The organism is Bradyrhizobium sp. MOS002, from assembly GCF_003020115.1.
In the GTDB taxonomy this organism is placed as follows: Bacteria; Pseudomonadota; Alphaproteobacteria; order Rhizobiales; family Xanthobacteraceae; genus Bradyrhizobium.
The window spans coordinates 300,254-312,870 of the sequence record NZ_PYFX01000007.1; the positions used below are offsets into that span (position 1 = coordinate 300,254).

A 12,617-nucleotide genomic window follows, 5' to 3' on the forward strand; every position below is an offset into this window, starting at 1 on the left:
CTGTCCCACGGTGAGAGGACAGGGCGCCGAGTTGCCGGCGCCATTCAACGCCGCGCGGGGCGGGCACTTCATCATGTCGGTCGACAATTCCAGTGCCTCTCAGACGGCGGTTCTCGATCCGTCGCGGGCACGCGTCGCCGGTGCGATCAAGCAGGCCTCGAACGTCGCCGGCGTCAGCTTCCAATACATGCTGACCACCGCCAAAATGGAATCGGATTTCGATCCCACGGCAGGGGCGACTACGTCATCCGCGCATGGGCTCTACCAGTTCATCGACCAGACCTGGCTCGGCACGGTGAAGGAAGCGGGCACCCAGCTCGGCTTTGGCAACTATTCCGACGCCATCACCAAGACGTCGTCGGGCACCTACACCGTCGATGATCCCGCGATGAAGCGGTCGATCATGAAGCTGCGCGACGATCCGGAGGCCGCCTCCAGCATGGCGGCTGCGCTGACGCAGTCGAACAGCTTCAAGCTCACCGGCCTGCTCGGCCGCAGGCCGTCCGACAGCGAGCTCTATATGGCGCATTTCATGGGCGTCGGCGGCGCCGCGAAACTGATCGCCAATGCCGAGGACAATCCGCAAGCGGTCGGCGCGCGGTTGTTTCCCAATGCGGCGTCCGCCAATCGCTCGATCTTCTACGCCAAAGACGGCCGCGCGCGCAGCGTCTCCGAGGTCTATTCGGTGCTGGATGCGCGCTACGCCAGCGCCGCAAATTCGAAAACAACCCGTAGCGCGATGGCGATGTATGGCGGCACGCCATCCACCACGCAGGTCGCGAGCGCCAACGGCGTACAGCCTGGCGCGCCGCTGATCGACAATGCCGCGTATCTCCAGACCTTTCCGAACACACGCGCGGTGACGCCGGTCAGCGCGACAGCGCCAACGACGGTCGCGGACAATGCACCGATCACGCCGGTGTTTCGCTCGATCTATCAGCCCGGCGACACCACCCAGCCGGTCTCGACGACCGTGCAGAAATTGTGGGGCAACAATGCCTCGCTCACCTCGGTCGCACCCGCGACCTCGGTCGCACCCGCGACGCCCGACGTTCGGCCGCCGCAGCCGCTTGATCTCTTCAGCGATCGCAGCGGCACGTTCTCGAGCTAATTCGCTGCCTAACTCTCGCTCGTGTCCCGGACGCGCTGCAGCGTGTAACGCTGCTGCGCAGAGCCGGGACCCACGCCCGCAGCAAATTCGTTCGTCAAGATGAGCCCCGGCTCAGCAGCACATCACTGCGTGCTGCGCTGCGTCCGGGGCACGCACCTTGGGTGCCGTTGCCCCTTAACAAAACGTCAATAAAACCAGCCAGTTATGGTGAACGCTTTGTTAAGCGTCGTGGTTTATTTTGTGTTGCAGGTGACAAGCCGTCACCGCTTCGTCTTCGTTGCGTAAGCCGGAAGCACCATGATTGTTCGGCAGTTCATCAACTGGATCAGGACGGCGCCCGCTGGCGAGCGGGCCGAGGCTACGCGGGCGCTGGCCCGGGCCTGGCTGATCTCAGACCTTTCCCATGACGACCGTGTTGCCGCCGAAGGCGCGCTTCTGATGCTGCTCGACGATCCCTCGCCGCTGGTGCGGCAGGCGATGGCCGAGGCGTTTGCGCGCAGCACCGAGGCGCCGGCGTCGATCGTGCGGGCGCTGTCGGCGGACCAGCCGACCGTCGCGCTGCCCGTGCTCGAACATTCTCCGTTGCTGATCGACGCCGATCTCGTCGACATCGTGGCGACCGGCAACGACGAGGTGCAGTGCGCGGTCGCGCGCCGCATCGCGCTGCCGGTATCGGTCTGCGCCGCCATTGCCGAAGTCGGCTGCGCGGCGGCAGCGCTCGAGTTGATCGAAAATTCTCATGCCGAGCTTGCGCCGTTCTCCTGGGATCGCATCGTCGAGCGTCACGGCCATCTCGCCGCGATCCGCGAGGCGATGCTGGTGCTGGAGGATCTGCCGTCAGCCACGCGCGCTGCGCTGGTGGCAAAACTCTCGGAGACGCTGGCTCAATTCGTCGTGGCCCGGAACTGGCTGAGTGCCGACCGCGCCGAGCGCATCGCGATCGAGGCGCGCGACCGCTCCACCATGAACATCGCGGCGCGCTCGCGCGGCGAAGACATGGAAGGTCTTGTTCGGCACCTGCGCATCACCGGCCAGCTCACCGCGGGTCTCATTCTGCGCGCGCTGCTGTCGAGCAATCTCGACCTGTTCCATGCGGCGCTGGCTGAGCTCGCCGAGCTGCCGCGGGCGCGCGTGTCCTCGCTGCTGCACGATCGTGGCGGCAACAGCCTGCAGGCGCTGCTTCGCCGCGCCGGGCTTCCCGAGGCGACGTTTGCGGCCTTCCAGGTCGCCCTCGATGCCTGCCACGAGCAAGGCTTCGTCGACAGCGACGACAATGCGGCACGGCTGCGCCGCCGCATGGTCGAGCGCGTGCTCACCCATTGCGAGACCGACCGCGGCGCGACCGAGCCGCTGATGGTCCTGCTGCGCCGCTTCGCCACCGAATCCGCGCGCGAAGAGGCGAGGCTGTTCTGCGACGAGCTGGTCGCGGACGAGGCGGTCGATCCGGTCTATGACGATCTGATTGCGGCGTAGTTCGAGGCCGACCCCGCACTCCGTCATGCGAGCGCAGCGAAGCAATCCAGAATCCCTCCGCGGGAACAGTCTGAATTGCTTCGCTGCGCTTGCAGTGACGAGAGGAGAACTACCCCGCCGGCGCGATGCTCGGCGCCAGGATCACCTCGAGATGCTCGGGGCGATCGCGGTTGACGTCGGCGAGATAGTCGTCGGCGACCTTGCGCAGGCGCCGGCTGAGCTCGGCGGAGACGCTGATGCTGTCGAGCTTGGTGTTCTCGTGCACGATGGCGAGGATGGCGTTGATGTGGTGCGTGAACAGCTCGGCCGGCACCTTTTCGAGATCGGGCGCGTGCTCGATGACGCGGCACAGGCTCTCGGCTACGCCCGCTGCCGCCGGATAGCCGAAGGTCGCGGCATCGCCCTTGATGTCGTGCGCGGCGCGAAACAACTCGTCGCGTCTGTCCTTGGTGAAGCCGCCGTGCCGGATGGCGACGTAGGCGGCCGACAGCCGGTTGATCTCGGTCGCCATCCAGTCCTTGAACTCGCCGGCGAGGCCCGCGAGCGCCTGTTCGGCGCGGCCGACCGGATCGTCCATGTCCTTCTCTTCGACGCGGCGCAGGACCGACCGCAGCGGGTTGGGCTGCGTGATGATTTGATGCGTGGCGAAGGCCGTGATCTCGATGTCTCTTGCGCTGTTCTTCGCCATGATATCGGCCTCGATCGTGAGAGACGTTGCGCTAGATGGAGGAGCGGGCCTTGTCGAGCAGCGAGGGCTGCTGCAGCACCTCGTGCTTTTCGCCGACGCGGCGCTCGGGGCCCATATAGGCGGAGTTGATGTTGCGGCGGCGGTCGGGGCCGAAATAGGTCTTGGTCTTGATGAAGGGGCGGGGACTGGCGACCACGTTGAGGATGCGCTGGTAGAGCCCCTTGGCTGAGATCGGTTTGGCCAGGAATTCGGTGACGCCGGCGTCGCGCGCCACCGTGACGCGGCGCTTCTCGGAATGACCGGTCAGCATGATGATCGGCGCGTAGGGATTGCCCTTGGATTCCGGCTGCCGGATCATCTGTGCCAGCTCGAGCCCGTCGAAGATCGGCATCGCCCAGTCTGTGATGACGATGTCGGGCACGTAATGGCTGTACATTTCCAGCGCCGTGGCGCCGTCCTCGGCCTCGTAGACTTCGCGCGCGCCAAAGGAATGCAGCAGCGTCCGCAGGATGCGGCGCATGTGCGGATTGTCGTCGCAGACGAGGAAACGCAGCTTGTTGAAATCGATGCGGAACATGGAGCCCGGGCCGGAGCGGTCAACTTTCGTTAACCATATCTCGCCGGGGGTTAATGAACGGTTGCGATCGGCAGTCCGGCGAGGAGGCTCAGGAGCCGAACTGTTCGCGCAAGATCCGCTCTTCCAGGCTGTGACCGGGGTCGAACAGCATGCGCATCGAGATGGTCCTGTCGGACAGCACCTCGACGCGGCGGACGTCGCGCACCTCGTCGTGGTCGGCGACCGCCGCCACGGGGCGCTTGTCGCCCTCCAGCACCTCGATCACGACATAAGCCGTGTTCGGCAGCAGTGCGCCGCGCCAGCGTCGCGGGCGGAAGGCGCTGATCGGCGTCAGCGCCAGGAGCGCGGCGTTGATCGGCAGGATCGGTCCCTGGGCGGACAGATTGTAGGCGGTCGAGCCGGCCGGCGTTGCCACCATGATGCCGTCGGCGATCAGCTCGGACATGCGCTCGCGCTCGTCGATCAGGATCCGCAGGCGCGCGGCCTGGTAGGTCTGCCGGAACAGGGCGACCTCGTTGATGGCGTGATGCAGGTGAACGCGGTCGTTGGCGTCGGTCGCGCGCATCAGGAGCGGGTGGATCTCGGATTCCTGCGCCGCCTCGAGACGAGCCCGAAGATCGACGGTCGAGTACTCGTTCATCAGGAAGCCGACGGTGCCGCGGTGCATGCCGTAGATCGGCTTGCCCGTATGCATGTGCTGATGCAGCGTCTGGAGCATGAGCCCGTCGCCGCCGAGTGCGACCACGATGTCGGCGTCCTTCGGATCGCAATTGCCGAAGTCCCTGGTGAGCTGGCCGAAGGCGGCTTGCGCCTCGCTGCTGGGGCTGGCGACGAAGGCGATCCGGTCGTATCGCGCTGGCTTGGTCATGGCTTCCGGGCAGGGCCGCTGGCTGGAGAAAGTTCCGCCGGGCTCGTCTAACGATCTCGACCTCGATTGTCGAGGATGACCGCCCGTCACAGCAGACCGGCAACTGCCCATCCCGATTTGAGGACGAAACCGGGTCGATTTGCGTCCAACCGGGCTCGTCAGGCACCGTTGTGGCCATGATCCCCCAAACCGTCGCAATTCCGCGCTAGCCTTGCGGTCCGCACCGGTGGTCGTCGCCGGGCAGGGAGAACGATCATGGCCACGAATATGCCGGCGCTCCGCCGTGCGACCCTGGTGCTGGCGGTGTCGGCATTCGCGCTCGCAGGATTTGCGCGCGCGGACGATCCGCCGCAGCCGCGCGCCGAGGCGGCGGCGCCAGCCGGACAGAAGGGTGGACGCGGCGGCGCACAAAGCGCGTCGCAGAATTCATCGTCAGCCGAGCCGCACCGTCTTCCGCCGGATTCGACCACGAAGCAGACGCTCGATCTTCCCGGCCGTACCCTCAATTTCACAGCGACCGCTGGTTCGATCCGCGTGTTCGACGGCAAGGGCGAGCCGGTTGCCGACATCGCCTATACATCCTATGAGCTCGACGGCGCCGACCGTGCGACGCGCCCCGTGACGTTCCTGTTCAACGGCGGGCCCGGTGCGTCCTCGGCATGGCTCCAGTTCGGCGCGGCCGGGCCGTGGCGGCTGCCGCTCGATGGCGAAGCGCTGTCGCCGTCCGCCTCGCCCGAGGTGAAGCCCAACGCGGAGACCTGGCTCGATTTCACCGATCTCGTCTTCATCGACCCCGTCAGCACCGGCTATAGCCGCTTTGTCGCGAGCAGCGATGACGCGCGCAAGTCGTTCTACTCCGTCGACGGCGACGTCAATTCGATCGCGCTGGTGATCCGCCGCTGGCTCGAGAAGCACGACCGGCTGACATCGCCGAAATACGTCGCCGGCGAAAGCTATGGCGGCATTCGCGGGCCGAAGGTGGTGCGCCAGTTGCAGCTCCAGCACGGCGTCGGCGTCAGGGGATTGATCCTGGTGTCGCCGCTGCTGGACTTCCGCGAGTTCACCGGCACCAGCCTCCTGCAATATGTGGCGACGCTGCCGAGCTATGTGGCGGTAGCGCGTGAGGCGAAAGGCCCGGTCAAGCGCGCCGATCTCGCCGACGTCGAGGCTTACGCGCGCGGCGAATTCCTGGCCGACCTCGTCAAGGGCGAGGCGGACAAGGAGGCGACCAATCGTCTTGCCGACAAGGTCGCCGAGCTGACCGGCATCGACCAGGCGGTGAGCCGCCGGCTTGCCGGCCGCTTCGACGTCGGCGAATTCCGCCGCGAGCTCGACCGCAAGAACGGCAAGGTGACGGGGCGCTACGATGCTTCGGTGCGCGGCTTAGATCCCTATCCGGATTCGAGCAGCTCGCGGTTCGGTGATCCCTCCGGCGATGCGCTGCAGGCGCCGCTGACGAGCGCCGCGGTTGACCTGTTGACACACAAGCTCAACTGGCGGCCCGATGGCTCCTACGAGGTGTTGAACGGCGCCGTCGAAGGCCACTGGGATTTCGGCCGCGGCATCAACCCGCCGCAATCGGTCTCCGAGCTGCGCCAGATCCTCGCCACGGATGCGAAGCTGAACGTGCTGGTCGCGCACGGCCTGTTCGATCTCGCCACGCCCTATTTCGGATCGAAGCGGGTGCTCGACCAGTTGCCCGCCTTCGCAACACAGCGGGTCAAGTTCGTGGTCTATCCCGGCGGCCACATGTTTTATTCGCGCGACGGTTCGCGGCAGGCCCTTCGGAGCGAGGTCGAGACTCTCATTCGGGAGTAGGCCGCCGCTTGCGAGGCTGGTATCTCCGCGCGATCTCGCGGGCTACGACGGCCGCAGGCTTGATGTTGGCGCCCGCGATCCAGACGTCGCTAACCTTGCCGCGCTTGTCGCGGACGCGGCGCACCGGCTCGCCGTGGCTGGAATAACCGGCGGCCCAGGCAAGCTTGCCGGTGTCGCGGCCGGTGACCTCGATCTCGGCGGCGTCCATGAACGGGTTGTTGAACTGGGGATTGGCGACAAGCACGCGGTTGCCCGCGGGTACCAGATCGGTCGCGCCCCAGATCGTCCACCAGCGACCGGTCCAGTCGCGCACGCGTCGGTCGGGTGCGCCACGGGCCTGGAAGACGCGCAGGATCTGCATCGCGCCGTCCATCCAGAACGGCGCCGCGCCGTCGATGGAGTTGCTGAGGATGCTGATCGCGAGTTCACAAGCAGGGATGGAGCAGGTCCGGGAGATGTAGCCCTGGAAGTGGCCGCCATGACCGATCCAGTCCCAGCCATCGAGCTTGCCGGCGTTGATACCCAGACCGTAATAGCTCTCGAAACTCTGCGGGATGCGCCAATGATGCCGCGTCATTTCGCGGCGACTTGCAGCCGACAGCAGGCTCTTTTTCGCATTGGGCGCGAGCTGCGCGAAGAAACGCGCCGTATCGGCGGCGGTGGCGGCGAAACCGGTGGCGGATGCCATCGCGTGCGTGGGATTGTCGCCGGGGATCACGCAACGCTCGCCCAATGGCACTTTCCGCGTGTGGCCGCGCGCAAATAATGCACCCTTCGGAAGCGGCGCGTCAGGCTCGGTTTCGCGCAGGCCTGCGGCCTCGATGATCTCGCGTTTGATCCAGACGGAGTAGGGCTCCTTCGTCACGGCTTCGACGACAAGACCGAGCAGGCCAAAGCCATGGTTGGAATATTTGAAGCGCGTGCCGGGCTCGATCACGGTCGGCAGCTTCAGCTCCGCGAGCAACTCCTTGGCGCTCAGATACGGACGACGATCAATGAACTGGCCGGAATCGGCGCCATCGCGCGTCAGCCCGGCGCTGTGCGAGAGCAGCTGCGCGATGGTCGTTTCGGCAACGCGCGGATGCAGGCCGCCGATATATTGGCCGACAGTGTCGTCGAGCCGGAGCTTGCGCTGCTCGCGCAGCTTCATGATGCCGGCCGAGGTAAAGCTCTTCGAGTGCGAGGCGATTCGGAAACGGTGGCGCGGGGTGAGCTTCTCGCCAGTGTCGAGATTGGCGAGGCCGAACGCATGCTCGGCAACGATTTCGCCGCGATGGACGAAGGCGACGAGGACGCCCGGCTGCTGGATTGTGGTGTGCTGGAATTCGATCCAGGAGCCGATGTAGTCGATCGCGGATCGCAGCCACTTGTCCATTGCGCACCGATTAGCGAGGAGAGGATTTGATCGAGAGGCTAGCCGAGAACGCAGAACGGGCACAACCCTGAGGTTGTGCCCGCTCGCTTCGTTCGAAGATGCGCAGTCTTTAGTAGACGAGCGTCGCGCCGGTCGGCTTGTCGAGCGCGGCGGCGAGCGAGCGATATTCGGAGCTGTCGGTGCCGGCAAGCGAGGCGAGCTTGTTCAGGTGATACTGCGCCTGCTCGCGGTTGCCCTGCTCGAGCTGCCAGAGGCCGTAATACTGCCAGGTGCGGACGTGGTTCGGATCGTCCTTCAGCGCCAGCTCGTAATAGACCTTCGATGACTGGTAGTCGCCGAGCTTGCGATAGGAGTAGCCGATCAGATTGGCGACGTCGGCGACGTCGTCGCGCTTGAGCGACTTCAGCTGGCCGATCGCGCCGGTGTAGTCGTGATTGTCATAGATCGTGGTGTAGGCGGTGCGATAGGCAGCAAGGAATTTCGGATCGCTGACGGAGGAGCTCTTCTTCTTGCCCTTTTTGGTCGAGGTGTCCGACGACGGCGGCGACGAGGGGGTGTCGCCACCTGCGGCATAGGCGCTGGTCAGAGCCGGCCCGGCCGCCAATGTCATGGCGACAAGTCCCGGCACAAGAAGCGTTGAGAGTTTGCGCATCTAAGTTCTCCCGTATGGAACGTGGCGATCCTACACGATTGCCCAAAGACCGGAACACCCATCAGGCAAAAACATTCCCGGCATCCTGGCCTATTCGCCCTGCGGGCGGATGACAAACTTGTCATCCAGATGAACGGAAGCCTGCTGCGGGCTTCAGATTGGGTTCAGTGCGTGCCCCCTAGGCTCCAACCTACGATCGAAGGGTTGGCGAGAGGGCGCCCGCCTCAAGATCCTTCCAAGAGGAGACCAACCATGTTGAAGACCATTTCCGCAGCCTTGCTCGCAGCTTCCGTGATCGCAGCCCCGGCCTTCGCAGCCGAGACCGCCAAGACCACCACGACCACGCCGGTGATCAAGGCAGACCAGAGCCGGACCAAGGTGTCGACCACCGCCGCGAAACCCGATGCCGGCCTCAAGGCCGATGCCAAGACTTCGGACGTCAAGACTTTGGACGTCAAGACCGACGCCAAGGTGGATGCCAAGTCGAAGGCGATGAACGCCAACGCTGCGGTCACGCCCGACGAGCACAAGACCGTGCGCACGCATCGCCATCACCACAAGCATCTGTCGGCGAAGAAGTCGCTGACGACGCAGCCGGACGCGACCAAGCCGGCGACGATGGACAAGCGCAGCTAACCACTGATCCTGCCGCGGCGGCGTCCATTGCCCAGCCGCCGCGCGAGGAATTCAGGCCCGGCCCGTCGTCTCGGTGTCTTGCGCGAAAGCGCAAGGCACCGGCGGCGGGCGGGCGGGTGCGTTGCGGAAGCGAATTCCCTTCATGCAGCCTTGGGGCTAGAACGTCTCCCGAGTATGGGCGAGCGGAGAGCGTGACCGGTGGGGCGATTGACGATACGAGCGGCGCGCCTGGCATTAATCCTGGCATTGCCGTTGGCGCTCGCGGCATGTTTCGGCAGCGATGGTGACCGTCCAACCCTGATGGACGGGACCCAGGCCGGCGGGCCGCAGCCGTTTCCCGACAATTTTCGCGGCGATATGCTGGCCTTGATGCGCAGCTATCTGAACAACCCCGTCGGCGTGCGTGACGCAAGCATGGCCGAGCCGGTGCAGCGCGAGGTCGGCGGCCGGCAGTTCTATGTCAGCTGCCTGCACTTCACCTCACGCGAGACCGACGGCACCTACAAGGCCATGAGGGAACGCGCCGTCATCTTCGTCAACGGCCGGGCGGACCGCGTCGTCGATCGCGCCAGCGAGCTGTGCGCGGGCGCGGTTTACGTACCCTTTCCGGAACTGGAAAAGATGACGCGGTAGCGCAAAGCCCGCCTTCATCGCCGGATGGTACAAGGGAGCCCGCCGGAGCTGCTGGATCACATTTCGGCGAGCTTTGAACGGGGTGGTTTTTCCTTGCGACAAATTGTTACGGCAGGTCTTGTCCGCGCTGGTGAAGAAAGCAGCGGCCAAAGGGACATTTGACGGAACAAAATCGCGTTGTTGCCGCTGCGTCACAGTTACGAACGATCAACGTTCCGGCATCGCCGCGAAGCAACCCAATTCACGCCACGTTGTTTCCTGAGTGTCGCAATTGAAAGAACGGGGATGATCATGAAGAGGATTTTGCTGGGCGCAGTCGCTCTGCTCGCGCTGGCCGCGCCGGCCGCCGCAGCCGACATGCAGGCGCGCACCTACACCAAGGCTCCGGCCTACACGCCGCCGCAGGTGATCTACAACTGGACCGGTTTCTACATCGGCGGCCATGTCGGCGGCGCCTTTGCGGGCGACAGCAGCTTCCAGTCGAGCGACGCGCGGTTCCTGGGCGGTGTCCAGGGCGGCTTCGACTATCAGTTCGCGCCTAATTGGGTCATGGGTGTCGAGGCGCAGTATTCCTGGCTGCCGACGAACAACGGCGGTGCCACGTTCCCGTTCGGAACGCAGGTGACCTCCAATACCGACCAGCTTGGCTCAGTGACCGGTCGCATCGGCTACACCTGGGGACCGGCGCTGCTCTACGCCAAGGGCGGTTATGCCTGGCGCAACGGCGGCCTTGGCGTCAACATCGCCGGCGTCCCGCAGCCCTTCACCGCCACCGGCAACAGCAAGGACGGCTATACGGTTGGCGCTGGCCTCGAATACATGTTCGCGCCAAATTGGTCGGCCAAGGCCGAGTACCAGTATTACAACTTCGGCAGCACGACGATCACCTCCGGTCCGGTCGACGTCGTCGGCGTGCGCGGACGGGACGACGAGCATACCGTCAAGGTCGGCGTGAACTACCGCTTTGGCTGGGGCGGTCCGGCAGCCTCGCGCTACTGACGCGCCACCAACGACCACGATCTGACAAAGGCCGGCTCCCGCCGGCCTTTCGTTTGCCGGGCCCTCGCTTGCCGGCCTTCTGTTTGCGTTGCGTCAACCATCTGGCGCGTCATTTGCAAGCAAATGATCCGGTGGGCGCTTTCTCACGCGCGTCATGGAGCTCGGGTAAAGCAAAAATAATTTTTGCGGATTACGGAACTCGCGCGCCGGAACGCGTTATATGACAATTACCGGGCTGGTGGGACGACGGACATGCGTAACTTGGTGTCGGCAGTGGTGCTCTCGTGTTTCGTCAGTTTGCCGTGCGCTGCCCAAACAATCCTCAAATCCGAGCCTCTGATGCTAGCACCCTATGAGGTGGCCTTCGTCAAGGATGCCTCGTGCTCTTCCGGCAAGGTGCTGAAGGTCACCGGCGCGATCCGTGGGCTGCATCGCCGGAAGGCCTGCGTGGCTCTGGCGGGCGAACAGGCCTCGCTCGCGACCGCGACGCCCTGATTTCCTGAGATTTTCCTGAGCTCTGACGTCCCGGCTTCCGGCCGGACCTTACGAATTCAGCTCGAGCTCCATCCTGGCCTGGCGATCGGCCTCGGCCTTGTTCAGGGCTGGGTCCTCGCCCTGTGCGGCCCGGCACGGCTTGATCTCGTAATCGTTGTCGAGCACCCGGCGTGGCCCCGGGCGGTTGTCATCCGCAGAGACGTCCACGACGAGGCCACTCCGCTGCGCGAGCCTCCAGACGTCGGACTCATCAGGATAGGCCTTGCTGATTTGGGCGTCGTTGCAGAATAGGGCGTAGGGCATTCTTCCCGCTCCCGGATAGCGCGTTAACGACTTTCCGGGGGGAGGGGTTCCACTCGGCCGGTCGGTCACGCGGCCGTGATCGAAGTCGCCGGGGCCTGAGTCCTTAACGAGTCCTGAATCCCGAAAAAAAGAATCCCCGGGACTCATTTGGCGGAATCAGGGGATGTTTTCGGCCATGACGACCGACCTGAAAACCTCTTGCGGGCACATGCTGCTGCCCCTCACGCTGGCCCTGTTCGGCGCCTGCGCGGCCAATCTCTGGCTGGTGTGGTCCTGGCTGTAGCCCGCGATGGGCCGGCTTTACTTTTCAGCCGGTCGACGGGGAGAGGCGTCGCGGATGGCGGCGCGCAGTTTGGTCAGGGTGGCCGCGCAATATTCCTCACGCTCGCGCTCGAACCGCTCCTGATGCTTGCGGAAATTGGCGATGCGGGCCTGCATCTCGGTGCGGACGTCGTGGCTCGCCGCCCGCGGCGGCGGGAGAGGTAAGGGCTGCGTCGGCGGAGCGGCCTGAAGTGGCCCGGTCTCGACGACGGTGTTGACGGGCACGATCTGCACCGACGCGGCCGCTGTCGCCATCGGGCTCTCCGGTGGATGCAAGGCATCCTTCTTGCCGGTTACCGATTGGACGAAAGCCATTGTCTGCGCAATCAGCGCGTCGCGTTCCGCGATCCACTTCATGGTGCACCCCTGTTGAGGCTATTCCAGCAAAGCTGGCCGGCCGAATCAAGAAGGTGCTGGGCGGAGATTGCATATTTTTCCCGGTCGGCCGACAGTGGGGGATGGATGCCAAAGCAGACCATTCAGCCGAAGCGCAGGGCTTGAGGCTCATCCGCGCGTTCCTGTCGCTGCCGCCCGACAAACGGGCGGAGGTGATCGCCTTCGTTGAAGAATTGGCACGCGCCAAACACCGTCCCGGGGAGGGCGCTGACGTCTCGCCGGGGTGAGGGCTAGCGCTCCCGCGGATTGAGGTTGGGCTCGAACGGAGCCCC

15 protein-coding genes are annotated in these 12,617 nt (G+C 64.9%); 8 read left to right on the forward strand and 7 right to left on the reverse strand.

The window, feature by feature from the left end:
• Positions 1-31: 31 nt before the first annotated feature.
• Both C7G41_RS22885 and C7G41_RS22890 read left to right on the forward strand, forming a co-directional pair.
• On the forward strand, positions 32-1,111 hold the full coding sequence (locus C7G41_RS22885) for a lytic transglycosylase domain-containing protein (RefSeq protein WP_199198548.1): 1,080 nt from the start codon (positions 32-34) through the stop codon (positions 1,109-1,111).
• A 297-nt stretch (positions 1,112-1,408) separates the two neighbouring features.
• Positions 1,409-2,584 (forward strand): DUF2336 domain-containing protein, encoded by a 1,176-nt coding sequence (locus C7G41_RS22890; RefSeq protein ID WP_106944631.1) that lies wholly within the window; start codon positions 1,409-1,411, stop codon positions 2,582-2,584.
• A gap of 109 nt (positions 2,585-2,693) precedes the next feature.
• On the opposite strand, the gene C7G41_RS22895 is transcribed toward C7G41_RS22890, so the two are convergent.
• The 3 genes from C7G41_RS22895 to C7G41_RS22905 all read right to left on the reverse strand — a co-directional run bounded on the left by C7G41_RS22895 (position 2,694) and on the right by C7G41_RS22905 (position 4,717).
• A complete protein-coding gene (locus C7G41_RS22895) occupies positions 2,694-3,272 on the reverse strand; it encodes an Hpt domain-containing protein (protein ID WP_106944632.1) in 579 nt (192 codons plus the stop codon).
• A gap of 31 nt (positions 3,273-3,303) precedes the next feature.
• On the reverse strand, positions 3,304-3,849 hold the full coding sequence (locus C7G41_RS22900) for a response regulator (RefSeq protein ID WP_007611745.1): 546 nt from the start codon (positions 3,847-3,849) through the stop codon (positions 3,304-3,306).
• An 88-nt stretch (positions 3,850-3,937) separates the two neighbouring features.
• Positions 3,938-4,717: an NAD kinase gene (locus C7G41_RS22905; protein WP_007602648.1), complete on the reverse strand. Its 780-nt coding sequence runs from the start codon at positions 4,715-4,717 to the stop codon at positions 3,938-3,940.
• A 255-nt stretch (positions 4,718-4,972) separates the two neighbouring features.
• Here C7G41_RS22905 and C7G41_RS22910 point away from each other — a divergent pair, with 255 nt between their 5' ends.
• Positions 4,973-6,535, forward strand: coding sequence for a S10 family peptidase (locus C7G41_RS22910; RefSeq protein ID WP_106944633.1), 1,563 nt, complete (start codon positions 4,973-4,975; stop codon positions 6,533-6,535).
• On the opposite strand, the gene C7G41_RS22915 is transcribed toward C7G41_RS22910, so the two are convergent.
• Positions 6,522-7,910, reverse strand: a complete 1,389-nt coding sequence (locus C7G41_RS22915; protein ID WP_199198549.1) for a serine hydrolase — start codon at positions 7,908-7,910, stop codon at positions 6,522-6,524. The two genes, C7G41_RS22910 and C7G41_RS22915, sit on opposite strands and share 14 nt — an antisense overlap.
• 109 nt (positions 7,911-8,019) lie before the next feature.
• The gene (locus C7G41_RS22920; protein WP_106944635.1) at positions 8,020-8,562 is read right to left on the reverse strand and encodes a lipopolysaccharide assembly protein LapB; all 543 of its coding nucleotides are present in this window, start codon (positions 8,560-8,562) and stop codon (positions 8,020-8,022) included.
• Between the two features lie 252 nt (positions 8,563-8,814).
• On the opposite strand from C7G41_RS22920, the gene C7G41_RS37910 reads away from it, so the two are divergent.
• The 4 genes from C7G41_RS37910 (at position 8,815) to C7G41_RS38800 (ending at position 11,325) form a co-directional block, all read left to right on the forward strand.
• On the forward strand, positions 8,815-9,198 hold the full coding sequence (locus C7G41_RS37910) for a His-rich protein BRANT (RefSeq protein WP_199198550.1): 384 nt from the start codon (positions 8,815-8,817) through the stop codon (positions 9,196-9,198).
• Positions 9,199-9,435: 237 nt separating this feature from the next.
• The gene (locus tag C7G41_RS22930; RefSeq protein ID WP_106944683.1) at positions 9,436-9,831 is read left to right on the forward strand and encodes a hypothetical protein; all 396 of its coding nucleotides are present in this window, start codon (positions 9,436-9,438) and stop codon (positions 9,829-9,831) included.
• 291 nt (positions 9,832-10,122) lie between these two features.
• The gene (locus C7G41_RS22935; protein ID WP_199198551.1) at positions 10,123-10,830 is read left to right on the forward strand and encodes an outer membrane protein; all 708 of its coding nucleotides are present in this window, start codon (positions 10,123-10,125) and stop codon (positions 10,828-10,830) included.
• Positions 10,831-11,082: 252 nt separating this feature from the next.
• Positions 11,083-11,325, forward strand: coding sequence for a hypothetical protein (locus C7G41_RS38800; RefSeq protein ID WP_106944638.1), 243 nt, complete (start codon positions 11,083-11,085; stop codon positions 11,323-11,325).
• Between the two features lie 48 nt (positions 11,326-11,373).
• Here C7G41_RS38800 and C7G41_RS22945 read toward each other — a convergent pair whose 3' ends face one another.
• Both C7G41_RS22945 and C7G41_RS22950 read right to left on the reverse strand, forming a co-directional pair.
• Positions 11,374-11,628 carry a hypothetical protein gene (locus C7G41_RS22945; RefSeq protein ID WP_106944639.1) on the reverse strand — a complete coding sequence of 85 codons (255 nt, stop codon included), beginning with the start codon at positions 11,626-11,628 and terminating at the stop codon, positions 11,374-11,376.
• A 300-nt stretch (positions 11,629-11,928) separates the two neighbouring features.
• Positions 11,929-12,306, reverse strand: coding sequence for a hypothetical protein (locus tag C7G41_RS22950; RefSeq protein WP_106944640.1), 378 nt, complete (start codon positions 12,304-12,306; stop codon positions 11,929-11,931).
• Between the two features lie 101 nt (positions 12,307-12,407).
• Here C7G41_RS22950 and C7G41_RS37915 point away from each other — a divergent pair, with 101 nt between their 5' ends.
• Positions 12,408-12,572, forward strand: a complete 165-nt coding sequence (locus C7G41_RS37915) for a hypothetical protein (RefSeq protein WP_199198552.1) — start codon at positions 12,408-12,410, stop codon at positions 12,570-12,572.
• The last annotated feature ends 45 nt before the right edge of the window (positions 12,573-12,617 follow it).